24 protein-coding genes, 1 tRNA gene and 1 pseudogene are annotated in these 22,988 nt (G+C 67.6%); 3 read left to right on the top strand and 23 right to left on the bottom strand.

The window, feature by feature from the left end; translation table 11 throughout:
- A pseudogene (locus tag Q0U08_RS06490) lies at positions 1 to 504 on the bottom strand (peptidase M48 family protein); the annotation flags it as partial.
- A 155-nt stretch (positions 505 to 659) separates the two neighbouring features.
- Between Q0U08_RS06490 and Q0U08_RS06485 the strand changes: the two are divergent.
- Together Q0U08_RS06485 and Q0U08_RS06480 are read left to right on the top strand one after the other, a co-directional pair.
- The gene (locus Q0U08_RS06485; protein ID WP_298090465.1) at positions 660 to 2,033 is read left to right on the top strand and encodes a class II 3-deoxy-7-phosphoheptulonate synthase; all 1,374 of its coding nucleotides are present in this window, start codon (positions 660 to 662) and stop codon (positions 2,031 to 2,033) included.
- A gap of 108 nt (positions 2,034 to 2,141) precedes the next feature.
- A tRNA-Glu gene (locus Q0U08_RS06480) sits at positions 2,142 to 2,216 on the top strand.
- A gap of 204 nt (positions 2,217 to 2,420) precedes the next feature.
- On the opposite strand, the gene Q0U08_RS06475 is transcribed toward Q0U08_RS06480, so the two are convergent.
- The 12 genes from Q0U08_RS06475 to Q0U08_RS06420 form a co-directional block, all read right to left on the bottom strand.
- A complete protein-coding gene (locus Q0U08_RS06475; RefSeq protein ID WP_298090464.1) occupies positions 2,421 to 2,855 on the bottom strand; it encodes a hypothetical protein in 435 nt (144 codons plus the stop codon).
- Positions 2,849 to 3,064 (bottom strand): hypothetical protein, encoded by a 216-nt coding sequence (locus tag Q0U08_RS06470; protein ID WP_298090463.1) that lies wholly within the window; start codon positions 3,062 to 3,064, stop codon positions 2,849 to 2,851. The genes Q0U08_RS06475 and Q0U08_RS06470 overlap by 7 nt, the downstream gene beginning before the upstream one ends.
- Positions 3,061 to 3,591: a TIGR02594 family protein gene (locus tag Q0U08_RS06465; protein ID WP_298090461.1), complete on the bottom strand. Its 531-nt coding sequence runs from the start codon at positions 3,589 to 3,591 to the stop codon at positions 3,061 to 3,063. Before Q0U08_RS06465 ends, Q0U08_RS06470 begins: the two co-directional genes overlap by 4 nt.
- 612 nt (positions 3,592 to 4,203) lie before the next feature.
- A complete protein-coding gene (locus Q0U08_RS06460) occupies positions 4,204 to 4,575 on the bottom strand; it encodes a hypothetical protein (protein WP_240313672.1) in 372 nt (123 codons plus the stop codon).
- Positions 4,576 to 4,595: 20 nt separating this feature from the next.
- Positions 4,596 to 5,129 carry a hypothetical protein gene (locus Q0U08_RS06455; protein ID WP_298090460.1) on the bottom strand — a complete coding sequence of 178 codons (534 nt, stop codon included), beginning with the start codon at positions 5,127 to 5,129 and terminating at the stop codon, positions 4,596 to 4,598.
- 148 nt (positions 5,130 to 5,277) lie between these two features.
- Positions 5,278 to 6,630 (bottom strand): tail fiber domain-containing protein, encoded by a 1,353-nt coding sequence (locus Q0U08_RS06450; protein WP_298090458.1) that lies wholly within the window; start codon positions 6,628 to 6,630, stop codon positions 5,278 to 5,280.
- A 50-nt stretch (positions 6,631 to 6,680) separates the two neighbouring features.
- Positions 6,681 to 10,583 (bottom strand): hypothetical protein, encoded by a 3,903-nt coding sequence (locus Q0U08_RS06445; RefSeq protein WP_298090456.1) that lies wholly within the window; start codon positions 10,581 to 10,583, stop codon positions 6,681 to 6,683.
- Positions 10,580 to 11,014 (bottom strand): hypothetical protein, encoded by a 435-nt coding sequence (locus tag Q0U08_RS06440; protein WP_298090454.1) that lies wholly within the window; start codon positions 11,012 to 11,014, stop codon positions 10,580 to 10,582. The genes Q0U08_RS06445 and Q0U08_RS06440 overlap by 4 nt, the downstream gene beginning before the upstream one ends.
- Before the next feature lies 1 nt (position 11,015).
- On the bottom strand, positions 11,016 to 11,642 hold the full coding sequence (locus Q0U08_RS06435) for a hypothetical protein (RefSeq protein ID WP_298090453.1): 627 nt from the start codon (positions 11,640 to 11,642) through the stop codon (positions 11,016 to 11,018).
- On the bottom strand, positions 11,639 to 11,827 hold the full coding sequence (locus Q0U08_RS06430) for a hypothetical protein (RefSeq protein WP_298090452.1): 189 nt from the start codon (positions 11,825 to 11,827) through the stop codon (positions 11,639 to 11,641). Before Q0U08_RS06430 ends, Q0U08_RS06435 begins: the two co-directional genes overlap by 4 nt.
- The gene (locus tag Q0U08_RS06425; RefSeq protein ID WP_298090451.1) at positions 11,827 to 12,414 is read right to left on the bottom strand and encodes a hypothetical protein; all 588 of its coding nucleotides are present in this window, start codon (positions 12,412 to 12,414) and stop codon (positions 11,827 to 11,829) included. Before Q0U08_RS06425 ends, Q0U08_RS06430 begins: the two co-directional genes overlap by 1 nt.
- Positions 12,411 to 15,677 (bottom strand): phage tail tape measure protein, encoded by a 3,267-nt coding sequence (locus Q0U08_RS06420; RefSeq protein ID WP_298090449.1) that lies wholly within the window; start codon positions 15,675 to 15,677, stop codon positions 12,411 to 12,413. Before Q0U08_RS06420 ends, Q0U08_RS06425 begins: the two co-directional genes overlap by 4 nt.
- Before the next feature lie 40 nt (positions 15,678 to 15,717).
- Between Q0U08_RS06420 and Q0U08_RS06415 the strand changes: the two genes are divergently transcribed.
- A complete protein-coding gene (locus Q0U08_RS06415; protein WP_298090447.1) occupies positions 15,718 to 16,020 on the top strand; it encodes an SHOCT domain-containing protein in 303 nt (100 codons plus the stop codon).
- Here the strand turns inward: Q0U08_RS06415 and Q0U08_RS06410 are convergent.
- From Q0U08_RS06410 to Q0U08_RS06365, 10 genes are all read right to left on the bottom strand, one after another.
- A complete protein-coding gene (locus Q0U08_RS06410) occupies positions 16,017 to 16,229 on the bottom strand; it encodes a hypothetical protein (RefSeq protein WP_298090445.1) in 213 nt (70 codons plus the stop codon). The genes Q0U08_RS06415 and Q0U08_RS06410 overlap by 4 nt on opposite strands.
- 116 nt (positions 16,230 to 16,345) lie before the next feature.
- Positions 16,346 to 16,825, bottom strand: coding sequence for a hypothetical protein (locus tag Q0U08_RS06405; protein WP_298090443.1), 480 nt, complete (start codon positions 16,823 to 16,825; stop codon positions 16,346 to 16,348).
- Complete coding sequence (locus tag Q0U08_RS06400; protein WP_298090442.1) at positions 16,825 to 17,295, bottom strand: phage tail tube protein; 471 nt, start codon at positions 17,293 to 17,295, stop codon at positions 16,825 to 16,827. Before Q0U08_RS06400 ends, Q0U08_RS06405 begins: the two co-directional genes overlap by 1 nt.
- A gap of 14 nt (positions 17,296 to 17,309) precedes the next feature.
- Positions 17,310 to 17,711 (bottom strand): DUF3168 domain-containing protein, encoded by a 402-nt coding sequence (locus Q0U08_RS06395; RefSeq protein WP_298090441.1) that lies wholly within the window; start codon positions 17,709 to 17,711, stop codon positions 17,310 to 17,312.
- Between the two features lie 2 nt (positions 17,712 to 17,713).
- On the bottom strand, positions 17,714 to 18,136 hold the full coding sequence (locus Q0U08_RS06390) for an HK97-gp10 family putative phage morphogenesis protein (protein ID WP_298090440.1): 423 nt from the start codon (positions 18,134 to 18,136) through the stop codon (positions 17,714 to 17,716).
- Positions 18,133 to 18,465 carry a hypothetical protein gene (locus tag Q0U08_RS06385; RefSeq protein ID WP_298090439.1) on the bottom strand — a complete coding sequence of 111 codons (333 nt, stop codon included), beginning with the start codon at positions 18,463 to 18,465 and terminating at the stop codon, positions 18,133 to 18,135. Before Q0U08_RS06385 ends, Q0U08_RS06390 begins: the two co-directional genes overlap by 4 nt.
- 12 nt (positions 18,466 to 18,477) lie before the next feature.
- The gene (locus Q0U08_RS06380) at positions 18,478 to 18,834 is read right to left on the bottom strand and encodes a DUF2190 family protein (RefSeq protein ID WP_298090438.1); all 357 of its coding nucleotides are present in this window, start codon (positions 18,832 to 18,834) and stop codon (positions 18,478 to 18,480) included.
- 66 nt (positions 18,835 to 18,900) lie between these two features.
- Positions 18,901 to 21,168 carry an HK97 family phage prohead protease gene (locus Q0U08_RS06375; RefSeq protein WP_298090437.1) on the bottom strand — a complete coding sequence of 756 codons (2,268 nt, stop codon included), beginning with the start codon at positions 21,166 to 21,168 and terminating at the stop codon, positions 18,901 to 18,903.
- A 27-nt stretch (positions 21,169 to 21,195) separates the two neighbouring features.
- The gene (locus Q0U08_RS06370; RefSeq protein WP_298090436.1) at positions 21,196 to 22,707 is read right to left on the bottom strand and encodes a phage portal protein; all 1,512 of its coding nucleotides are present in this window, start codon (positions 22,705 to 22,707) and stop codon (positions 21,196 to 21,198) included.
- A 3-nt stretch (positions 22,708 to 22,710) separates the two neighbouring features.
- Positions 22,711 to 22,911 (bottom strand): hypothetical protein, encoded by a 201-nt coding sequence (locus Q0U08_RS06365; RefSeq protein ID WP_298090435.1) that lies wholly within the window; start codon positions 22,909 to 22,911, stop codon positions 22,711 to 22,713.
- Positions 22,912 to 22,988: the final 77 nt, after the last annotated feature.

Raw genomic sequence — 22,988 nt, 5'->3', positions numbered from 1 at the left:
CCGGGGGGGGGGGGGCACCGTCACCGTGCGCGTCCGCCCGTCCCGCACCAGCGTCAACGCCAGCGGCGCATCCGCCGGTTGCCGCGCGATCATGGCGGCGGCGGCGTCGCGCGTCGCGCTGCTCGCCTGCGTCCGCCCGGCCGGACTGGCCGCCAGCGCCTGACCGGCCACCGCGCTCACCCCCTCGTTCGGTCGCACGCCGGCGCGCGCCGCGGCGCTTTGCGGGACGACGCCCTCCACCGCCACCGGCGTCTCGAACCCGAAGATCGCGGGCAGGCCCGCCCGCAACGCCGGATCATACTGGTCGATGGCATGGATCGCGATGCCCGGCACCGGCGCCAGATCGCGGCACAAGGCCCGGTTGGCGGTCGCCAGCCGCCACGCGATGCCGGCCAGCCGCATGTCCACGTCGCGCAGGGCGGCGAACTGTTCGGGCGTTTCCTGTGCGGAGGCGGGCGCGGGCAGCGCCACGAGCAGCGCGGCGGCGGCGAGCATCATTCTCATGCCCGCCTGGTTACCCCGCACGCGCGGCGACCGGAAGCCCCGTCGCGCCCGCGCAACATTGCGCGCGGGGCAGGGGGTAAAAGGCCATCTTCGTTGCGCAAGGCGAAGAATCGGCGCATGGGGGCCGACAATCGAATGTGAAGAAAGTGATCGCCATGGCCGCGAACTGGGCCCCCAATAGCTGGACCACCGCCGAAGCCCGTCAGCTTCCCGACTATCCCGACGCCGCCGCCCTGACGCAGGCGACCGACGCGCTCGCCAGCTATCCGCCGCTCGTCTTTGCGGGCGAGGCGCGCAACCTGACGGCATCGTTGGGCGAGGTGGCGGAGGGCCGTGGTTTCCTGCTCCAGGGCGGCGACTGTGCGGAAAGCTTTGCCGAGCATAGCGCGAACAACATCCGCGACACGTTCCGCGTCATCCTCCAGATGGCGGTCGTCCTCACCTTCGCGTCCAAGCTGCCGGTGGTGAAGCTCGGCCGCATGGCCGGCCAGTTCGCCAAGCCGCGCTCCACGCCGACCGAGACGATCGATGGCGTCGAGCTGCCCAGCTACCGCGGCGACAATGTCAACGACATCGCCTTCACCGCCGCATCGCGCATTCCCGATCCGCAGCGGATGCTGCGCGCCTATGCCCAGTCGGCGGCGACGCTGAACCTGCTGCGTGCGTTTGCGCAAGGCGGCTATGCCAATCTCCACCAGGTTCATCGCTGGACCCACGACTTCATGGGCCGCAGCCCCTGGGCGCAGAAATATACCGAGACTGCGAACCGCATCGGCGAGGCGCTGGACTTCATGGCGGCGTGCGGGATCGATCCCGAAACCGTCCCGCAACTGTCGCAGACGCATTTCTACACCAGCCACGAGGCGCTGCTGCTCCCCTTCGAGCAGGCGCTGACCCGGCAGGACTCGCTGACCGGCGACTGGTACGACACCTCCGCCCATTTCCTGTGGATTGGCGACCGTACCCGCTTCGAGGGGTCGGCCCATGTCGAGTTCCTGCGCGGCATCGGCAACCCGATCGGCGTGAAGTGCGGCCCCTCGCTCGAACCGGACGCGCTGCTGCGCATGCTCGACACGCTCAACCCGGGCCGCGTGCCCGGTCGCATGACGCTCATCACCCGCTACGGTTATGACAAGATCGAGGCGGCGCTCCCCAAACTGGTCCGCGCGGTGAAGCGCGAAGGCCACCCCGTGGTCTGGTCGTGCGACCCGATGCACGGCAACACGGTAAAGGCCGCCACCGGCTACAAGACGCGACCCTTCGATCGCATCCTGGCCGAAGTGCGCGGCTTCTTCGCCGTCCACCGGGCAGAGGGCACGCATGCCGGCGGCATCCATGCCGAGATGACCGGCCAGAACGTCACCGAATGCACCGGCGGCGCGATCGACGTGACCGAGCAGGCGCTGGCCGACCGTTACCACACGCATTGCGACCCGCGCCTGAACGCCAGCCAGAGCATCGAGTTGGCCTTCCTGCTCGCCGAAATGCTGAACGCCGAAATGGCCGAGCGACGCCGCGACGCCGCCTGAGCAATCTGGATAAGTGGGGAAGGCCGCTTCCCCACTTATCCACAGGAAAGCGCGCTAATTCGCTTGACGCCAAACGGCCCCAAGGATAACAGCGCGCCTCCACCGGACGGCCCCTTCGTCTAGCGGTTAGGACGTCGCCCTCTCACGGCGAAAACACGAGTTCGATTCTCGTAGGGGTCACCAACCACAGAAAACTGCGGTTTCTTGTGGAAGCGGCAACAGAGTTTGCCCCCGCCAAATCGCTGAATTTGCCCCCGCGATGCCATAGGCACCGCGAATCACTGCGGCCATGCCTCCGCGAGCAGCCGGCGCCGCGCCTCGCACGCGGCCAGATCGAAGCGCCCGTCGCGGATCGTCGCGTCGTCGTCGGCCGCAGTGGCGCTGCCGTCAGCCTGCCGGTGCTGGGGCGTGGGCAGGCACGGGACTAGGGCTGCTGCCGGTGGGCGGGGCAGGGTCCGCGAGCTCGGCATCGAGCGCGTCGATCGCACGCACCCGGTCAGCGCCACGGCAGCGAAGGCGGCCAGCATCAGTCGTCGCATATTCCCTCACGGTGTTGGTGGATCGCAGGATGATCGGCTCGCGCGCGGCGAGACGATCGGCATAGGTGGCGGTCGCTTGGGAGATGCGATCGGCGTTGCGCTTCTCGATCTCCGCGCGCTGCCGTTCCGCCCGTTCGATCTCGGCCGTCCATGCCTGCCTTTCGGCCGACAGCGTGGCGGTGCGGTCCGCCAGCGTCTCGCGGGTGACCAGCAGCGCCAAGGTGAGCCCGATGATCGGGATCGCCCACCAGAAGCGACGCAGGAGGGCGAGGGCGGTCACCATCCGACCCTCCGCATCCAGAGCAGCTGCACGATCCATGCGCATGCGAGCAGCATGAAGCCGAGTAGCACCGCCCCCCACAGGATCGGCATCAGGGCGAGGATGTGCAGCGGCACCCGCTCATGACGGTATCGCGACGACAGGTGCTGGTGCAGCAACCATCCGAGGACGATCGCGCCGATCAGCGCATAGGCGATCAGCGCGGCCGTCATGCCTCGTTCCTCGACACGGGCACGCCAGCGACGGCCGTCATGCGGACGGGCGCGCCGATCACCGGCGCGCCTCGCGGCCAGCGGATCGCGACGCACCTGTCCTTGGCAAGCCGCATCACGTTGACGGCGTCCGACTGATTGCCGCCCAGGACGTGGTAGTGGCGATCATCCTCGCCGACGTAGAAGCCGACATGGCCGCCCCCGGCGCGATCGAAGACCAGGACGGCACCAGGCGCCACGCGATCGGGCCGCAGCGCCGAGCCCCAGTCCGCCCACGCCTTCGCTCGCACGGCGATGCGCATGCGGTGCAGACCTTCGGACGCGAGGTCGATCCCGCCGGCGGTAAGCGCTTCCGCAACAAAGACGCCGCACCACGGCACGCTGTCGGCATTGTAGGCGATGCCGAGCACCTTCACGCCCAGCCGCTTGGCCCAGCCCATGATGATCGGGCTGTTGCCGGTGCCGGGCGTCTCGCGCACGCCGATGCGTGCCCGCGCGGCTCGAAGCCACGCCGGTTCGTTCTTCATGTCGGTCCTTTCGAGGTGGAGAGATACAGGTTAGGATTGCCGGGCACCGCACGCGGACTTCCCTTGGCTTGGGACGTGGGCGGTGGGGGCGGCTGTTCGTGGGAAGCGGAGAGCCGCCCCATCGTCGATGGCGTCGTGTGTGAGCGACTGCGATCGGGAGGCGGTACACGCCGCGTGCAGCGCTTCCTCCTTCTTGATCGAAATTAACCTGGGTGGGAGACCGTGCAGGCGCTCAAGCCTAGGGCGGCTTCAGCGTCGCGGGTCCCTTCAAACCTGGATGGCGTCAGGGGCGGCCTGTGTTCCCCATGGCGCCGCCCCGCACTCGTGCGGTTTGCTGCTTGGTTCGGTATCGCACCAACGCCAAGAATTCTCGAAATTTATCAGACACTAGGCAGCCGGACGTGCATACCCGCTGCTGCCGCCCAGGTGTTCCCTCAAGGCCTGGCGGTGTTGCTGGGGCGGCGCCGTTGCTTATTTGGCGGCGCCGCCTCCGCTGTTTTCAGATGATGGCGAGGGAACGTCCCGGATTGATTTACGTTAGTGGACGCGAAGCGATGCCCCTTGCTTCTCGACCCTTTCAAACTAGGGCCCGGCGCCATCGCGCGCCGGGCCCTATTCTTGTGCGCCGGGCAGCTTCGAACGGACAAAGTTCAGCGCGATCGTGATGATGCCGACGCCCAGCGCGCCAAGGCCGGTGCCGTAGACCAGCGCCAGCGCCGGGTCCGGCCGCAGGCGGATGACCGCGCCGGCCGTGAACAGCAGCGCCAGGACGGTCACCGGCGCGTCGACCGTCCAGCGATGCTGCTGGCGGTCGGTCTGCGCGACGTAGAAGCGCACGGCGAGGCATGCGCAGATCGCCGCGATCATGCTGCCGGCCTCGAACGGATAGCCGGCGAAGTGCCAGATCAGTGGAACGCTGGTTGCCGTCGTCGCGCCCTTGTCGCTCGCGATCGCAGCCGCTGCCACAGGAATGAACGCCCCCATGGTTGCCCCCATTTTGTAGATCATCGCGTGGAGACCACGCCGATCGCCGCGATCAGGCTCAGCAGCGCGATGCATGCCGGCCGGCGAAGCATGGGCACGGATGCCCACATGTCGATCGGGAAGGGTCGACGCCGAAGTGACCAGACCATTCCGCGCGCAGAAAGATAGAGGATTGCCAGCCCCGAGAGCCCGAAGATCATCGCCAACGGATCGACGAAGCGCTGAAGCGTCAGATACCAGCCCGTCGCCACCGGATCGTCGGGGTCCCAGTTCCAAAGCACGATCGCGTCGGACCCGCGCGTCAGGACGATGCCCATCGCGAAGCAGAAGCCGGCCAAGCGCCAGATCGACACCGGATGCGACGGTAGGTCCGTCCTGCGGTTGCGCCACCACGCGCGCACCGCGTCGACGGCGAACATCACCGCAACGACGGTCGCGAACGTCATCACCGCAAGGTTGAGGACCACGAGCCACCCGTGCCCGTCGAAGCTGGGCGGGGCGAGCGTCGGCGGTCCTTCCGCGACCGCCTTCGCCGCGAAGCTGCTGTTCTGCATCTTGGGATACTCCGATCCGCCACATTGCGGATTTGTCATGGTGTGGTCAGGGGACCGTCACGGATGCCTGGGTAGAAGGGCCTCGGTCGCTTGCTACAGCGGCACTCCCCCGGCCGGCGCCGTCTCCCGTGGCGCCGGCCATTCCCCTTCAGTCGTGCTGCGCCGCCAATGCTGCGACGGCCGCTTCCAACTCGCCAATACGCCGACGCTGCCACGCCGCCTCGATCACCTGACATTCGTCATAGCGCAGGCCCCACCGATCGCCGGCCTTGCGGGCAGGCTGCGCGTGGGTGACGATCTCGCCGTCGTCGTCGCGTACTTCCTTGACGGCGGGCGTCGCCTCCCATTCATCGTGGCAGAGCAGGCCGATCTCGCGGGCGTCGAGGCCACGCGCGGCGAATGCCTCCTGTACCTGCTGGGCGATCAGCCCCAGGTGCCAGCGGGCTTCCTCGCCCTTGGCCTTCACCGCATCACGGAAGCGGAATCGCTGCCACTGCACGTCGCCCCAGGCATCCAGCCACTCGGCTGGAATGTCGCCGATGTCCTTCTTTTCGCGCTTGTCCGAGGTGTTGATAGAGCCGGTGCCGGAGTAGATCACCGACCAGCGGAAGGTACTGGCGCCGAGAGACTGGCCATTGTCGTTCCCCGGGCGAACGACGCCGTTCATGTCGATCGTCAACCGATTACCGCCAGCCGACACGTCGAAAAAGTTCAGATTTCCGACGCCGCTTCCACCGACGTTCTGGCCGATATTCCACTGCCGGTTTGGCGTGACGATCGCAATCTGCGTATCCGTCGCTCCGGCGTTCGCGCTCTCCAAACGGAAGGTGGTGTTGTTACCGAGCACGTGCAGGCGGGCCTGAGGCGAAGCCGAGCCGATACCTACCGTACCGCCGGCCGAGATAGTCAGCATCTCGCTTCCGAACTGGTTTTCGCTGACGCGCCAACGGTTCGAACCATCAGCGACTCCGGCGGACCAGTTTGCGATGTTGGTCGAGTAATTTACGTTCGAAGCAGTCCCGCCGCTGAGCGCCAATCGGTTACCAATTACTGCGGCACCCTGACTATCGACGGTAAGCCGATCCACACCACCCGCCACTATTGCTAGGACGTTTTCGACTACACGCCGCCAGCCGGTATCCTGATCGTTGATAAATCGCCCGGCGGGAGCGGAAGGGGACCCGTCGGGAAACAGCCCTTGGCCCACTGTGTCGCGTACCGCGCCAAACGTGTTGAGGATCGCCAGCGCGCGCAGGGAGAGGTCGACGTCTCCGCCTGACGTTTCCACGATGTCATAGCCGGTGCCGTTGAGCGTGGCCGCGACCCAAGGACGGGCGAGCGTCAGTTGCGTGTCGCTGTTCACCTCGGCGATGACGGCAGCGCTGCCGCCCACCGGGATCAGCAGGAAGCCGGGCAGCACGTTGGCGACGAACTTCGTGCCGGCGCCGGTGACAACCCGGCTCCCGTTGGTGAGCGTGATCGTACCCACAGAATAGGTCATGGCAGGTCCTCAGATGAAGGGGGCGGGGCCGCGCGCGCTGGCCCCAGAGGTTATTCTTGCGAGACGATCGACAGCGATTGCGTGACGCTGTCAGCGCCTTGTGCCGTACCGGTGAAGCTGGCCTGCTGGCGAGCCGTCAGGCGCAACCGGTAGAGGTATCCGTCCAGCATCGTTCGGGTGTCGGTCCAGGTGACGCTGCCCGACATGGCCTCTTCCAGCACGCCGGGATCCTCTCCGGTTGCGGGAATGACGGTCACGACGGGGTTGCCGGTCTGGATGGTCGCGACATGCGCCCACAGATTGGGGCCCGACTGATATTCCAGCACCAGCGTCGCGGACGGCGCACCGGTCGCGGAGCCCCCACCACCCGGCGCCACCTGTCGGTTGCGCCGGAAGGTGTAGGAGGCGACCACCGCCTTGGACCCGCCGTTGCTGGTGAACGGCCCAAGCGTGAACGAGGCATCGGCTGCGGTCAGCGTCGACGTGCCGCGGTTGACGTAGGGGCCCGCCTTGATCGCCGCGGCGGTGTAGATCAGCCCGTCGGTGCCCTTCCACTCCAGGCCGTTGGCCCGCGTGCAAGCCTCGATCGCCATCGTCGGCCCGTACCAGGACAGAAGATCACGGTTCCGGCCGAAGCCGATACCCTTCACCTCCATGAAGTTGCCATCGTTCCAGATGATCAGGCCGGTGCCCATGCGAAGATTGGTGTTGATCAGGTTGAGGCTGCCGGGGCCGGCATCTGAGCCGATCAGTTGAAAGCCGCTGAGGTTGCCGTTGGCATCAACCGTCACGGTATAGCGGCCTTCGATCTTGCCGAGCCGGCTCACCACAGCTTGGAACGCCTGCTCCAGCCCGACTTCGCCAAGCCCGCTGATCCGAGCAGATACCTGCTGGATCAGGCGCGCGAGCGCGGCGTCCTCACTGGCTGACGTCTCGGCGAGGCGCGTCACGCGAGCGTCGACTGCCGCGGCCTCTCCATCCGCTGCCGTGATGCTGGCGCGCAGTTGCTCGATCGCCTGCGCGTTGGCCGTGCGATCGCCCGCCTGCGCCTTCTGCACCGCCACGATGGTGGCATCGACCTGCCCGATCCGCACGCCCTGTTCGGTGATGCTCTGGGTCAGCGCTGCGTTCTGCTCGGCGCGCACGCGGATTTCGGTCGCCAGCGATGCTTCGGTGCCGCCCACCCTTGCCGTCAGCAGCGTGCGCGCGAACGCCTCCGCTTTCAGCCCTTCGGTGGTGAAGGTCTGCAATTCCTGCCGCGCCTGAGAGAGCGCCAGTACCTGCCGTGCATTGGCTTCCTCATTGGCCACCACGCCGGCGAGCAGCGCCTGCCCAGCCTTGCCGACCGCGATCCGCGCCTGGCGCAGTTCGACCGACATGCTCGACACGTCGCCCAGCGTGCGGATCGTTTGCTCGACGCTGCCCACCCGCTCGATCAAGCCGGATACGGCCGTGCTGCTGGCCTTCGTCTCGACCACGCCTGCCAGCGCGTCCAGCGATTGCGATACCGACGTCACCACCCCGCCCAGTGCGGTCACCGTAGTGGCATCCGCCTTCAGCAGCAGGGTGGCGCGGACGCCGTCCAGCCCAATCTCGACGTTGGTCAGGCGCGAGAAGATCGCATCGACATCGACTTGCCCCGAGGGGTCAAGCTGCGCCTTCAGGATTGCCTCGTTCAGCTGGTCGAGCGTCACGCGGAGGTTGAGGCTCGACTGCACCGCGTTCAGCCGGATTTCCGCCTGCGACGTGCGATCGGCGACCTGATCAACGGCATAGATGCGCACTTCGCCAGTCGCCGGGTTCACGGTCACGCCTGCGTCCCGGAAAACCTCTCGCGTCCGGTTCAACTCGTCCGTGGCCCGGAGCAGCGCGCGGGCGAGGGTGGCGTTATCCCGCGCAGCCTGCCGGATCGCAGCCGCCTGGTCCGCCTGGATCAAATCAAGAAGCTCGGTCTTCACCTCGATCGGGCTCACCCGATCCAGCGTGGCGATCGCTTCCTTTACCGTGCCGTCAGGACCGAAGGGGCTGTCGGGGTCGGCGCTGTTCGTGGCGTTGTCGTCGGGCTTCTTTGGCCCGACGACGCCCGTCTCCCAGTCCGCCGACGCGTCCGGCGTCCTAACGGGCCCGATCAGCAGCCCATCGCTGTAGATCCCGCGCCCGCGATAGCGCACGACCGCCTCATAGGAGACGCCCGCCTCGACCGGCGTGATCGCGCGCTGACGCGTGTCGGGCGGGAGCAGCCCGGTTGACGACCACGTCCCGTCGCCGACGCGGCGATATTCGATGACGATGCCATCCGCGTTGCTGTTGTCGACGGCGCCGTCGACGTAGATCGCCGGGACCGTCAGCCCGTTCGACACCGCGGTGCCGGCCGTCAGCGTCCACGATCCCGCAGCAGACGCCGCGATGCTGTCCGGATCGGCCGTCAGCGTCGGCGTTGGCGGCGTCTCGCCGGTCAGGCCGAGCGCGGCCGGATGCTTGGCGGCCGTCTCGGTCCGCAGCGTCAGCGTGACGATGCCGGTCGCCGGATCGACGCGGCGTCCGCGCACGATCACGTCGCGGTTCTGGAGGCCGATCTCCTCGATATCGATCGTCAGGCAGTCGCCCAGACGGTACGCGACCGCGAAGGGCTTCAGCGGCAGCGTGATCGGCTCCAGCTCGCGGCTATCAAAGACCTCATAGGCCGCGAGCTCGGCGCACTGGTCAGGATCGGGGCACAGGCTGAAGTCGCCGCTGCCCGTTCTGGCGCGCCCGTCCTCGGTTACATAGGCCGGGACCTGCACGATATCGATCGGCACGATCTCCCAGCCATGCGGCTCCGACCGGAAGCGCGCGCGGAAGCCGTTCAGCCGCTCCGACCGACGCCGCACGCCCGGCGCCGACAGCATGCCGTCCGCCAGATCCGCCGCGGTGATCCGGCGCAGCGAGACGCGCGGCGCCTTCACCAGCGTGGACATCATCGCGCCGACGGCGATCGGCTCGCAGCCGCCCGTCTGCTCGATCAGCTTCAGGACTTCCCACTTGTCCTGCGCGCTGGTGATCTCGCCGCCGATGCGCCAGCCGTTGGCCTCCTGGACATTCGCGGCCTGGACGATCGCGGCGAGGTCGATCATGTCGATCGGCGCGCCGATGCCCATGATCTTCTGATAGCGCGAGGCGGCATCCGCCATGTCGCGCCACCAGACGCCCAGCCGCCACATAAGTCCGTGCAGCGCCGGCGTGTCCGAATAGACCCACGTCCGGCGTGCCGCATCGAACGCGGCGACGTTCGACGGGTCCGCCCACCGGCAGGGGCCAGAGCCGCCCGGATAGGTGCTGTCGCGGCGGGGGTCATAGACCAAATTGCCCTTCACGATCCACGACGGCGTCGGTTCGCCCTGCGCATAGCGGCGGGCCTTGGTGTCGTAGAGCAGCGACAGCGAGGTGGCGGCGTAGCCGGACAGCTTCGCGTCCGCGCCCCAGCCCGGGGGCGTGCCGGCGAAGCCGTAGGGCGGGCGAGCGATGCCGTTCGACAGCGCGGCCGGCGCCGGCGCGACGCCCAGCTGGCGGTCCTGCCACATCCACTTTGCGAAATAGCCCGTCGCCTCCATGCCGGCGAAGGGCACCGTCGCCTTGTCGGCCGTGAAGGACTCGATCCCGCCGATGCCGGTCAGCGCCGACGAGGCGGACAGGACGATGAAGAACGTCTGGTAGCTGTTGTCCTTGCCGTAGGTGTCCCGGTAGACGACCGATCCGCCCACGGCGGTGCGACCCATGACGAAGGGGATCGGCATGTCGGCGCCGATCTTGAACTGCAACTGGCGGCCCTGCTGGTCGTTCGCCGGCCGCTTGGCGGTGACGGCCGAGCCGATGTTGGCGCCGACCGCGACCGCAGCGGCGATCGGCTGGATCGGGCTGGGGATGACGGCCACGATGCTCGCCACCGTGCCGATCACGCGGAAAAAGGTACTCACGCGCGCCATGCCTCCACGGGAGCGAAGCTGTTGAGACGGATCACCTGAAGGCCGGCGTCGGGGGCATCCTCGTGGAAGCCGGCGATGGCGCCGTTGCCGATCAGGATGCCGACCGACTCCAGGCCGTGCGAGCCTTCGGCCAGCACGAGGTCGCCCGGCAGCGCCATGGCGAGCGGGATCTGCTCCAGCCCGGCCGCCAGCAGCGCGGCCGCGACGCTGTCGTGACCCGCGCGCGTCAGTGCCCGCTTGGCGCCCTTGGCCGAGCGGTAGGTGCCGGCCTTGGCGAGCCCCAGCGTCAGGTGGTGGCCCATCTGCCGCAGGTGCCACGCGCCGACCTTCACGCAGTCGACCGCGCCATAGGCGAAGGGCTTGCCCTGCCAATGCGACAGGGTGGCGCGCACGGCCTGCGCGCGTCGTTCGAGATCGTGCATGTCAGAAGTACGCCTGGACGCCGCCCCGGGGGAAGTCGGGCACGGAGGTGAGGGCAGGGGGCTTCTCGCCCGGTCCCCAGAGCTTTTCGATCTGGGTCTCGACCGTGTGCTTCAGCCCGCGCTCTGCCGGGAAGATCGAGCGGTGGAAGCTGTCCGAGAGGGTCGCACCCTCGTTCGGTTCGAACAGCCGCTCCCACGCGCTGGCAATCGACAGGTTCAGCTTGCGCGTGCCCTGGTCGACCTCAAGGAAGGGCACGTCGAGCTCGCCCGCGAACAACAGTTCGGGATCGGGCAGGACGGCGCCGGTGGTCTCGTCGACCACCGCCAGCCACACGCGCACTGGCGCGCCCTGCATCGCGGCCGAGGACAGCGTCACTGCGGCCGACGTCGTCGGGGGCAGGAGTGACAGCTCCAGCCCGGGGATCGAATCGCCCACCGCCTCGACCAGTTCCTCGACCTCGCCGATAGTGCCGAAGCGCGGGTCGCGGCCGGTGAAGACCTCTTGTCCCCACGTCACGACGCCGGAGCCGTCGCACAGCCGGATCGTGTGGTCCGGCAGCACGATGCGCAGCAGCCCCGCGAGGAGTACGCGCCGCCCGGCGAAGGCGGCCTCCATCTGGGGGGTCATTCGCCGGCTTCGAAGCGGATGGCATCGCCATCAACGAGAAACGTCACCGTGATGGTCGACATCTCTCCTATCTGCTGCCGAAGGATGGTCGCCTGCTGCATCGGCAGCGGCTCACCACCGTCATCACAGAGCAGCAGGGCGCGCGCGCCATCGATCGCAGGCGCATCAGCAATGCGAATGATCACTATTCTTCCTCCGCGATCGTGAAAGACAGGGAAGCGAACCGGCCGACCGGCACGTCCCACGAGAAGTCGCCCTCGATCTCGCCTTGCACCTTCGGCACGGCGAGCTCGACGACGTCGCCGGGCACGAGCATTGTGCGCAGCATCGGAAAGATCGGCAGTGTCGCAGTGCCACCGGCTGTCGCGGCCGTGTCGCGCGCGACCTGATAGACGCAGCGCCGGCCGTCATGGATGATCGACAGCCACTTGCCCTCCGGTATAGCGAGCCGAGCGGATAGACCGGACAGCGGCAGCGACGTGCCGCCCGCGACGGCCTGCGCCACCCGCGGCGCGCCCTCCGGACCGAAGACGAGATCCGGCTCCGGTATCCAGACAAGGCCGGTCTCCAGCTTCGCGCGGGCGAGACGCGATGCCCAGATGCGGAGATCGGGCTCGGCGTCCAGCAGCGGGGTCTCCATTTCGAACGCCCAGCGCGTGCCCAGCCGGTTGATCCGCTGCCGTGGCCCGCCGAGCGCGGGCGTCAGCGTGCCTCCGAAGTCGAGGACGGCCGGCGTCGCGTTGGCGAGCCGGATCTCGGTGAGATCGATCAACGGAGCCTCCGGCTCTGGGCGCGCGCATCTGCGCGGGCCTTGGTGCGCGTCGTCTGGACGGCGACCGTCCCGGCTTCCTGCCGCACGACGGGGCGGAAGAGGGCCCCCTCCTCGACAGCCAACTGGACGATTGCCGGCTGCTGGCGAGGACCTGCGCCGCGCCCACCGTTCGGGATGATCGTGCCGGACACGCCCGGCGCGAAGAGCTCGGGTCCTTGCTCGCCGACCACATACCAGTCGGAAGGACTGATGCCGCCACCCTTGGCGCGGAAACCGCCGAAGGCTCCCCCGATCTGCTTCCAGATCGCATCCAAGCCGTTGGCGCCGTCGCCGGCGACGAGTGGCACCGTACCTGCTGCGCCCGTGCCGAAGGCGGCGGTCACCGCGGCATTGGGTCTTGAACCGCCAAAGATGCCGCCCAGAAGGCCGAATAGCCCACCCGCCGACCCGCCCGATCCTCCACCGAACAGTCGTTCGGCCATCGGCTTGATGACGTTCTGCTGGATGGCGATGTCGAGCAATGTCCCGACGATGCGCTTGCCCATGTTGGCGAAGGCGTCGCCCAGCTTCTGCGTCCCCATGATGGCGTCGGTCAGGTCCTGGTTGAACCCCCGCAGCGCATCCACCCGTGCCGCTTCGATGTCCTCGCGGATCGCCGCGCTCGACCGTGTGAGGGTGCGCATATAGCTGGCACCCGGCCCTTCGTTGTCGCGCTCGACGGCCGCACGACGATCGGCATAGATGCCGTCCAACTGATCCTTGCGCTCGCGCGCATTGCTCCATTCGGCCGAGGCCGTCGCTTTCGTGGCGAGGATCAGTTCTATGTCCGCTTCCTCCTGCTTTCGCTGAAGGTCGAGCAGCCGCAGCGCGATGTCGCGTCGACCGGCAAGGCTGTCCGCCGTATCGAAGCGGAGGCGCAGTGCGTCCTGTGCCGCTTCGTTCTCCGCGCGGGCTAGGTCATAGCTCTCCTGCTGAAGCGCACGCTCTAACGCCTGCGCTGCGACCTGCCGCTGGATCTCAATCGTCTGGTCCCGCGCAGCGAGTAGCGTGGCCCGCTTCGCATCCGTCAGCCCCTTGTCGATCTCCAACTGGCGGGCATACGAAGCCCGATCCTCGTTGAGTGAGGCGATCTCGGCAGCATAGCGCGTCCGGGCGCTCTCGGTGAGATCTGCCTGCGCGCGCAGTAGCTCGACGCGCGACCGGCCTAGCTCGTCCTGATATGCCGCTTCGTCTCGCTCTGCGTCCCGCCCCTTCTTCTCCCGTTCTCTTTTCGGATCGTCGAAGCTCATGTCGACCTTGGGCACTTCGGCCGCACCGGCGCCAGCGATTGCCTTGTCGAGACTGTCCAGGTCCGCCATGCGCTGCGACAGGATGTCGTTCGCGGCGACCAGGTCCTTGGCCGCGCCTGTTCGATCGCGACCATTGATCAGCTGGAGGACGCGGCCGACAGGCGTTGACGTCGCGCCCGACTGTTCGGCTGCGCGCTGCTGCATGTAGACGGTCCGCGCCGCCAGGACGTTGGCACGCGCTGTCGCCAATGCCTGCACCTGCTGCGTGCGAAGTGCCTTGGCGTGGGCAAGCGCTTCCTCCTTCGCCTTGCCGGTCGCCGTGGCGAGCTGCATCACGATGTCCCGGCCCTTGGCTTGATCTGCGTTCAATGCCTCCTGCGCCTGCTGCGTCGCGACGGACGCTTGGCTCAGCCGCATCAGGAGAGGGATCAGCAGCGACAGGCCGGTCACCGCCAAGCCGATCGGACCGGCGACGCCCATCAGTGCAGTGCCCAACCGGCCGACCACAGTCGCAGCACCGGCCGTCAGTGCCAGCCTTCCCAGCAAGCTGATCAGCACACCCACCGGATTGATGATTGCGGCCATGCCGAGGGCGACCGGACCGAGCCTCAGCGCGAGCAGGGGCAGAGCGATCTTGGCGAGGCTCACCGCCGCCAGCGTCAGCGGCCCCAGCGCAGCAGCCGCGAGACCCACCGCGACGCCCAGCTTGAAGAACCATGGCGGCGCGCTGCCGATCACGGCCAACGTGCCCGCTGCGGCATCCTTCATCAGGGTGAACGCTTGGAGGATGCCGGCCTCGCCAAAGGCTATCTTCAGCTTCTCCCAAGAGCTTGCGAGCCGCTGCGTGGCTGCCGCCTCGCCGTCGAGCAGCACGTCGAGCTTCTGCTGCGCGGTAACGCTCTCGATCTGTTTCTGCATGTCGGCAATACCAGCCGATCCCTCGCGCATCAGCGCGATTGCGGTACGCATGGCGTCGGTACCGAACATCGTGGTCAGCGCGTCCTGCATGGACGCATCGCTCAGCTTCCCCAGCCTTTGCCGCAGCACCTCGGCGATTTCGCCGAGCGACTTGGCCTGCCCGTTCGCCTGGAAGAACTCGCCGCGCGTCTTCGCGGTTTTGATACCGAGCTTCTCCATGACCTTCGCTGCCTGCTCAGACGACGGATTGAGCATGGTCAGAAACGTCTTGAACGATGTGCCGGCGTCGGAGCCTGCCGAGAAGTAGGATGCCGTCGCCGCCAATCCGGTGTTCATGTCGTCGAAGGTGTAGCCGAGGCCGCCAGCGACACCGCCCATCTGACCGATTGCCAGGCGATAGTCGTCGAAGCTCATCTTCGACGCGTCCAAAGCGCCGGTCACCTTGTCGACGACGGTCGGCAGCTGCGACGCAGACATGTGGAATTGTGCCACGATGTCGGTCGTGGCCTCGGCCGCTGCGGTAAGGTCGGCCTGTCCGACGACGGACAGCTTCAGGGCGCTTTCCAAACCGCCACCAAGGATGCTCGCCGCATCCATGCCGGACTTCGCCAGCGCCTCGATCGCGCCCGCCGCCTCGATCGCGCTCTTTCCGAATGCCGGCCCCAACGTCAGTGCGGCATCGCGCAGCTTGAGCAATTCGCCGGGCGAGGCATTTACCATCGCCGAGTGGACGAGGTTCATGGCCGTCTCGAAGTCGCTGGCGGTGTCCTTCGACGCCTTGCCCATCATCGCGAGAGGGACGCTCAATCCCACCGTCAGCACCAAGCCGGCCCGCTGCACCTCGTCGCCGAGTTGCTTGAGGCGGTCGACCATCGCGATAGCGGCTTCGTCCACGCGCCGGGCAGCGTTCTGCATCGCGGCGACCATGCCAGCACCCTGCTGGTCGAAGTCCTGACGCGTGCGTCGGACCTCCTGCCGATTCGTCGCCATGGCGGCGCGAAACGACTGATCCTTGACGCTCATCGAGAAGACGAGCGACGCCAGCAGTGCCTGCAAGTGATTTCTCCGGTATAGCACGCTGCACGAAGGAGCGGCGATGAACGACAGTGCGGCGATTTTGACAGTGTGGTTGGCCGTTGGCGGACTGTGCGCACTAGGCGCAGGCTTCATCGCCGAAGGTCGAGGCCGCAGCTTTTCGCTTTTGCTCCTGCTAGGGCTTCTGTTTGGGCCCTTGGCGCTCCTCTTGGCGGCAGTGATGCCACGAGAAGGGCAACACGCCACGACGCCAATAGCCGAGCCCAACCGGCTCGATGATCTTGCTAGGCTCGCCGATCTTCGAGATCGGGGCGCCTTGAGCGAGGCAGAGTTCGATGCAGAGAAGGCCAAGCTACTCGGCTAACCGAGCATCTTCCTCGGGCGGGGCCCGTCGACCATCTCGATTGCAATGGGCGCGCCCGCCTGGGCGCGGTTCTGGAACGCGGCCAACATTTCGCCTGCCGTCTGGCGCGCGCCTGCCTTGCTCGTCTTCTTCGACTTCGACGCGTACTGGCTGAACGGCTTCAGCTTGTCCTCGCGGGCGAACCGCTCGGTCTGCCACGCGCCGTACATCGCCTGTTCGTACGCGCTACGTCGAGCCTCGATCGCGCCGAGGATCGTGGCGCGGGTGGTGGCGGGTGTCTGATCCCAGAACAGGCCAGGGCAGCACAGGGCGACCCACTGCCGTTCTAGGTCCGCCCAGTCTGTTTTGGCTTGCGGATCGGCTTGGGCTTTTCCGGCTTTCCCGGGGCGGCGTCCTCGCCATCCTCCTCTTTCGCCGGATCGCCCTGCGCACCGCGGAGGGCGCGGCCCATCACGTCACCGAACGCATCATCGCCGAGGTCGTCGATGATGTCGCTGACGTCGGCGAGCGTCGTGCCGGGATGGTGTTTCTGGAGCCCGTGATAGGCGAGCGCGCGGAGCGTCGACTGACGGACACCGCGCATCGCCTCCATGGCACGCGCCGCGACCGGCGCGGGCGGAATAGTCCCGTTCGACATCGCCACGGACATCGCATAGGCGTCCTCGGGCGAAAGGTTCGGGATCGCGTCGGCCACGACGGCGAAATAGCCGCGGTCGAACTGCTCCTCCACGGCGCACTGCGCGGCATTGCCGAGGAAGAGCGTGAAGCTCTTCCCCAACGCCTCGAAATGGATCGACCCGCGCATCAGGCGCCCGCCTTGACCCGTTGCGCTGCGGCCGTCGCCTCAGCGCTTTCGCCCGTGAAGCGCACGCTCACCGATTGCGTCATGCGGTCCCCGATCGGCACGTTGCGCCCGCGCGACTTCACGATGAGATAGCCGCTGATCTTCCACCACTTACCAGCGGGCGCCGGCAGGTAGGTCTCATACAGATACGGCTTGCCGGACTGGTGCGCCGCGCGGATCAGCGCGTCGGTGGGGCTGCCCGGGATGTAGTTCAGCTCCAGCGTATCCTCGCCGGGCTCAATCAGGCCGGAGCCATATTCCTTGCGCCGGCCGCGCGACTTGAAGTGCGTCTTCTCGACATCATCCGCCACCTCTTCGGCGAACGGAACCTTCGTCACCTCGTCGAGCTCCAGCAGCGTCGCCTCGGTCAGGCCGAGGAAGAATCCGGTGCCGTAGCCGATCTCGGCTTCGGAATTGCCATTTGCGTCCATGGTAGTGCCTCCTGTCAGGCGTTGTGCGTGAAGGTGAAGTCGATGCTCTCGCGGAACAGCTCTCCGCGGGAACGTTGGGGCTGACCCGACTGCTCGGGCTCCGCGCCGGACCGGACGTTGTCGATCATGGCGCGCTGAAACTTGATGCCGTCGATCAGGGCAGCGGGCGTAAGATGCTCGATGCAGAGCTCGCGGATCTCCTCCGCCTGGTCCTCTGACGCGGCCCAGACATCGAGCTGCACCTGCGTGGCACGCGTGCGCTGGAAGCCCTTCAGATGCTGTGGGCGCGGATCGGCGATGACCTGCATGGTGATCGCCGGCAGACCGTCGAGGCGGCGGGACCAGCCGACCCGCCCGCCGACGCGATCGGTGATGGCGCGCGTCTCCAGGAGGCGCCGCTCCAGCGCATTCTTCATGCTCATTGCGCCATTCCCAGAACGTCCTGCGCCAGCAGCGTCAGGACCAGCTTCTCCGCCTCCGGCCGCTTCGACGCGATCGCGGGGCGCATGTACGGCGTAGCCCGCATGTGGATCGTCCCGAACTCTTGGAATTTGGCGTAGTAGACGTCGCCATCTTCGACCGACCCGACCGGACCGATGTAGACTGACATGCCGGTGCCGTTCAGCTTGCCGTAGAGCAGGCCTTCGCGGTCATCGGTGACGCGGATGCTGTCCCGCAGCGCGCCCGTGCGGACCGGCGCCAGGCGCTGCGCCTCGTCGACGATCAGCTGACCGCCACGATGCAGCACGTCCCGCTGCCGGTCCTGCGGGATGCCGCTCGCCATCTTGGCCATCTGCCGGTCGAGCTTGTCGAAGCCTTCCGACTTGCACGACCAGGTCATTGCGCCCGCCTCTCAACGGGGCAGTCCCAGACGCCCTTGGCGTCGAGCATCGGGTCCGGCCGGACCTCGTAGAGGCCGGCGAGATCTCCGCCCGATACCCCAATCAGGTCTCCGGGCTGGGGCTGGCGCACCTGCCACGAGCGGACCCGGAAGATGATCGACCGCGACTTGATGCTGACGTTGCCGAAGCGGTCCTCTTCGTCCCGATCACGGCGCCGGATGACCACGGGCAGCTTCGTGCCCGCGGTCACGTCGATGTATTCGGCAGGCTCCCCGAACTCCTCGAAACCGGCATCCACCAGGAACCGACGGCGTTCGGAGAAGCCCACCGCCCGGCCGCCTTACGCCGCTGCCGGCTTGACGCCGACCTGCGGGAGCAGCTTGACGTCGCCGCTGTTGGCAGCAGCAGGCTTGTCCGCAGCGGCCACGCCGATCAACGCGTTGCCGTTGGCACTGGTGGTGACCCGCTTGTTGGCGGCGTCCCAATAGAGGGGCGTGGCGCTGGCCTCCCATGCGGTGTTGGCGGCGCAGGGCAGATTGAAGACGCCCTCGATCGTGCCGGGATAGGCCTCGCCTTCCTTGGCGCTCTTGCCGGGGATGTGGAGGATGGTGCCGCGCAGCTGCGGCTGGCCGGACACGACGCCGGCAGCGGGAGCGACGAAGTCCAGCGTCTTACCGGGGTGACGGAAGTTGTTCATGGTCGATCTCCCCGCCGACAGCGCTGCTGCCGGCGGTCACAGGTGGTTCTTGGGGATCAGCGAGGCTTACTCGCCTGCGTCGGTGACGGCGGTGCGCCAGTCGATGGCGCCGACGCCGTAGTCGAACTTGACCCGCCATTCGGTGCCATCGGTCCGCCAGCCGTCGCGGCTCTCCACGGTGGGCTCCTGATTGCCGTTCAGGAACACCACCTTGAGCGCAGGTGCGATCGAAGGATCGGCGAAGCCGTAGCGACGCTTGCCCTTCAGACGCTTGCCACCCACGATGGTATCGAACGTGCCCTTCACCCGGTTCGGGATCAGGAGCTTGCCAGTCGGATCGAGACCCTGATCGGCGGTGTTGAGAATCGTGGCCTGCCCCTTGTAGGCATAGGGGGTCAGCAGCACCGACAGGCGAAGGTCGAGCTTTTCCTCGCCGCTGAGATCGGTCTGATCGGCGAAGAGGATGTCCATCGCCTCGATCTGGTCGATCGACAGCCCTGCGCCCGCCACGATGTTCTTGTGATCGGCGTGGAACAGCGTCTTGCCGTCACCCATCACCGGGCCGAGCCCGTTGTTCAGCGCGAGCAGGCGGTAGACGTCCAGTTCGATCGACAGCTTGCCTGCGCGGCCGAGCGCGACGGCCAGATCGTTGAAGGCGCCGAGGTCGTCGTTGACGATCGCCTGCCGGGTCAGGGCGATGATGTTGGCGCGCGTCGTCGCCTGGATGGTCGCCTTCGCGCCGTCCGGGATCGGCTTGTTCTTGACCTCGCCGTTCTCCAGCAGCGGATCGAGCGCACCGAACGCGCCGAGCAGGATCTGCGCGGTCGCCTTGAAGTCGCTGACCGAGCCGACGCCGGCGAACTGGCGCCACGTGTCCGGGGTGGTGGCATAGGCTGCCTGGAGCACCCGGTTGACGACTTCCTCCAGGATGACCGGGAAATCGCTGGTCGACTGGTAGGGGCCCATGCGCAGCGCCATCGCCTGACCGACAACGAGATCGCGGTCCCAGCTATCGACCCGCTGGCCACACCGCTCCAGCGACATGCGCGCCAACTCGGCGTTACGGATGCCGCGGAACTCGCCGGGGTCGAGGTCGGGTGCCTGCTGGCCTCGGGCACGCGCACCGTCCGCGATCAGCTGACCCAAGCCGGCGCGCTGGATGATGCTGTTCGCAGCACCCTGCCGAAAACGGTCACGCTGATCGCCGGTGACCTCGATCGCGCGACCGCCGGTGGTGATGCCGCTCGTGGCCGTGCGCTGCGCATCGGCCGCGGCCGTCAGCAACGCCGCGCGGGCGCCGTCCGTGCTGATCTCGCCGCGCTCATTCTGCTGGATGAGCTCCTGCGCGCGAGTCACCACGGCGTCGCCGAACCCGCGCGCCTGATCGATCAGTGCCAAGGCAGCGGTTCCGGTGAACCGATCCACGGCCGAGCGACCGGCTTCGGTGCCGGGCGCTGAGGGCGCGGGAGCCGGCGCAGGCGCAGGCGCAGGGGTCGGAGCGGGAGCAGGGCTTGGAGCGGGTGCGGGCGCCGGCGTGGGAGCAGGCGCCGGAGCCGGCGTAGCGACGATCGGCGCGGGGTTCGGCAGCGGCTGCGGCGTCGGACCGCGGGTGGCGATGCCGTCGCCGAGCGAGCGGGCACCGTCTGCCGCCGCGACAGCAAGAGTGGAGGCAACCGCGGCCAGCGGCAGGCCGGAAGGCAGATTACGCATAGAGGTCTCCGTGATGGGGCAGGGGCCGGTGGATTCTTGCGCCGACCGGGCCCCTGCATCGGGATCGGCCGCGATCGACACCAGCGAGACCTCGGTGAGGGTCCAGCTGGTAACGCGGTAGACCGGGACGTCGCCGTCCATCCGGTCGAGAAGCATCTGGTTGCGCCGATAGCCGACGCTGACCTTGGGAGGGGTGCCCCCGGCGAACTCCGCCTCAACCTCACGAGCGCGCGCGGACTGGCCGAAGGCACAGCGGGTGATGACCTGCGCCGCCACGACCTGCGCCTGACGGGCGACGCCGAGCCGCGACGCGAGCTGGAAGCGGTCGTGGGTGTCCAGCAGTGGCGCGTTGCCGGCTTCAAGCTGGGACATGTCGACGGCGCCGGGGGAACAGTCGAGGATCTCGTAGTAGAACTCGCAGTCGAGACCGACGAGCCAACCGGGCATGCGGACCGGCGTCTCCGTGGCCGTGATCAGCTCGACCGTGCGAGTGGCGGCGTCATAGCCGGTGTTGCTGGCCAGCCGTTCTCCAGCCTCCAGCCGATGGCCTTGCATGACCGCGGGGAACGACCGCGCGCCGTCCGCCATGGCGACTAGGCGCGCGGCGTCGATCGCCGCGGGCACGGCGCCAATCAGTCCAATTTTCATGTTCTACTCCTTGGGAGCCAGGAATCCGGACGGCACCTGCAGGATGCCGCTGTCCGTGACGCGGCGCGGGTCGCTGTCGAGCGCGAGGCCAAGCCGGTCGATCGTGTCGTTCATCGCCTTGACGGCAGCCATGTGTTCATCGGCGTTGATGCCGCGCTCCGCCAAGCCGGTGCCGAGCAGCTTCAGGCCTGCGCGGATCTCCATGATCTCGCCCATCAGATCCTTGACCGGATCGACCATGCGCCGGATCGGCAGGGCGAAAGTCATCCCGACCTGCATGAAGCGCGGGTCGCCCGTCTCAAGGAACAGCCGCTGCATCCGCCGCATGACGGCCGGGCGGCAGTGAAGCGGGATCACCTCGTTCTGCTGCCAATCGTCGACCAAGGCGTAGGAGCCGTTCATCGCGGCGCGCAGGCCGGAGTAGTTGGCTTGGCTCACATCGCCCGTCATCAGGTGATAGGGCACCATGTTGGCCGAGACCGCCGCCATCTGCTGACGGATGAACTCCACCGTGTTGGACGAGGGCGTCGGGTTGATGGCCGATGCGGTCTCGCCGGGACGAAGCCGCGCGATCATGCCGGGCCGCATCGTCTCCTCCAACGGCCTGCCCGGCGCGTCGTTGGCGCCGGGCAGCTGCTGCCCCAGAGGCGATCCCGACTGCGCTTCGCCCGGCTGGACGATCAGCGCGAGACAGGCCTGCACCTTTTCCTGAAGGCGCTTGGCGTCCTCGATGTCACCGACATCGCGAAGCGTCATCGCTACGGCGCCGAGCCACGAAACGCCCCGCGTCTGCCGGAAGCGCAGTCGCTCGAACAGGTGGTCGACATGCTCCACCGGCACGAAATGCGACTGGACGCTGCCTGCGCCCCGGATCGGGTCGTTCGGATGGTCCGGATAGAGCCAATATCCGACGCGCAACCCATGCGCATCGAACTGCACGCCCTGGACGATCCGACCGCCGTTGCGCAGCAGCATGTTGCGGCTGGTGTCGAGCTGCGCGCCCTCCATGCCGACGAGCTGCCCGTTGGGGCCGGAGCGATCCGGCAGCCATAGCGTCAGCCCTTCGCCACCGACCACCATCTCACGCACGGCGAGCTTGCCGTGACCGTACCAGTCACCGAACCCGTCGACGCGACCTTCCGCCCAGCGGTTCCAGCTGTCCTGCGCCCGCTGCTGGATGCGCTTGACCGGGTGGGTGATCTGGACGGCGATACCGTCGCCCCAGATCGTCGCGACCAGCTGACGCACCGCGGCAGCGGCATACTTGTTGTTGCGCACCAGGTCATGACCGGCCCAGGCGAGAGACTGCCGGCCTTGGACGTTCTCCCCATCTGCCGAACTGGCGGCACGGCTCCACCCCTGCGTGCGACGATCACGCACCGCTGCGTCATACTGGCGGATGCCATCACGCGCCGAGCTCGCCACGTCGAGGCGGGCGCGCGCCGCCATCCGCCGTGCCGCCCACTCGGGGGCGATCGGCGCGATCGCGCCGTCGATCCAGTCAGCGAATGCCATGGATCAACTCGGGTCGAACACGGCGAGGGTGCTGGCCGGACGCTGCACGTCGCCGCCGGAGAGCAACCCGCGATTGTAGAAGATGGCGGCCTTCAGGTCCGACGTGGAACGATAGGTGATGCGCTCCCCATCGCTCTCGATCGTCAGGACGCCGTTGCCCAAGGCTTCTTCAAGCTTGGCAATGCGTTCGGCAGGCGTGCTCACAGATAGTCGCTCCCGGCGTCGAAATAGGCCGGCTCGCGCGGGGGCGCAGCCGGGGGTGGATCGTTCCTGACCACCGC

It is taken from the genome of uncultured Sphingomonas sp. (assembly GCF_946477935.1).
GTDB lineage: Bacteria > Pseudomonadota > Alphaproteobacteria > Sphingomonadales > Sphingomonadaceae > Sphingomonas.
The sequence above is the reverse complement of the archived record's forward strand: the minus strand, read 5'-3'. Positions and strand labels throughout refer to the sequence as shown.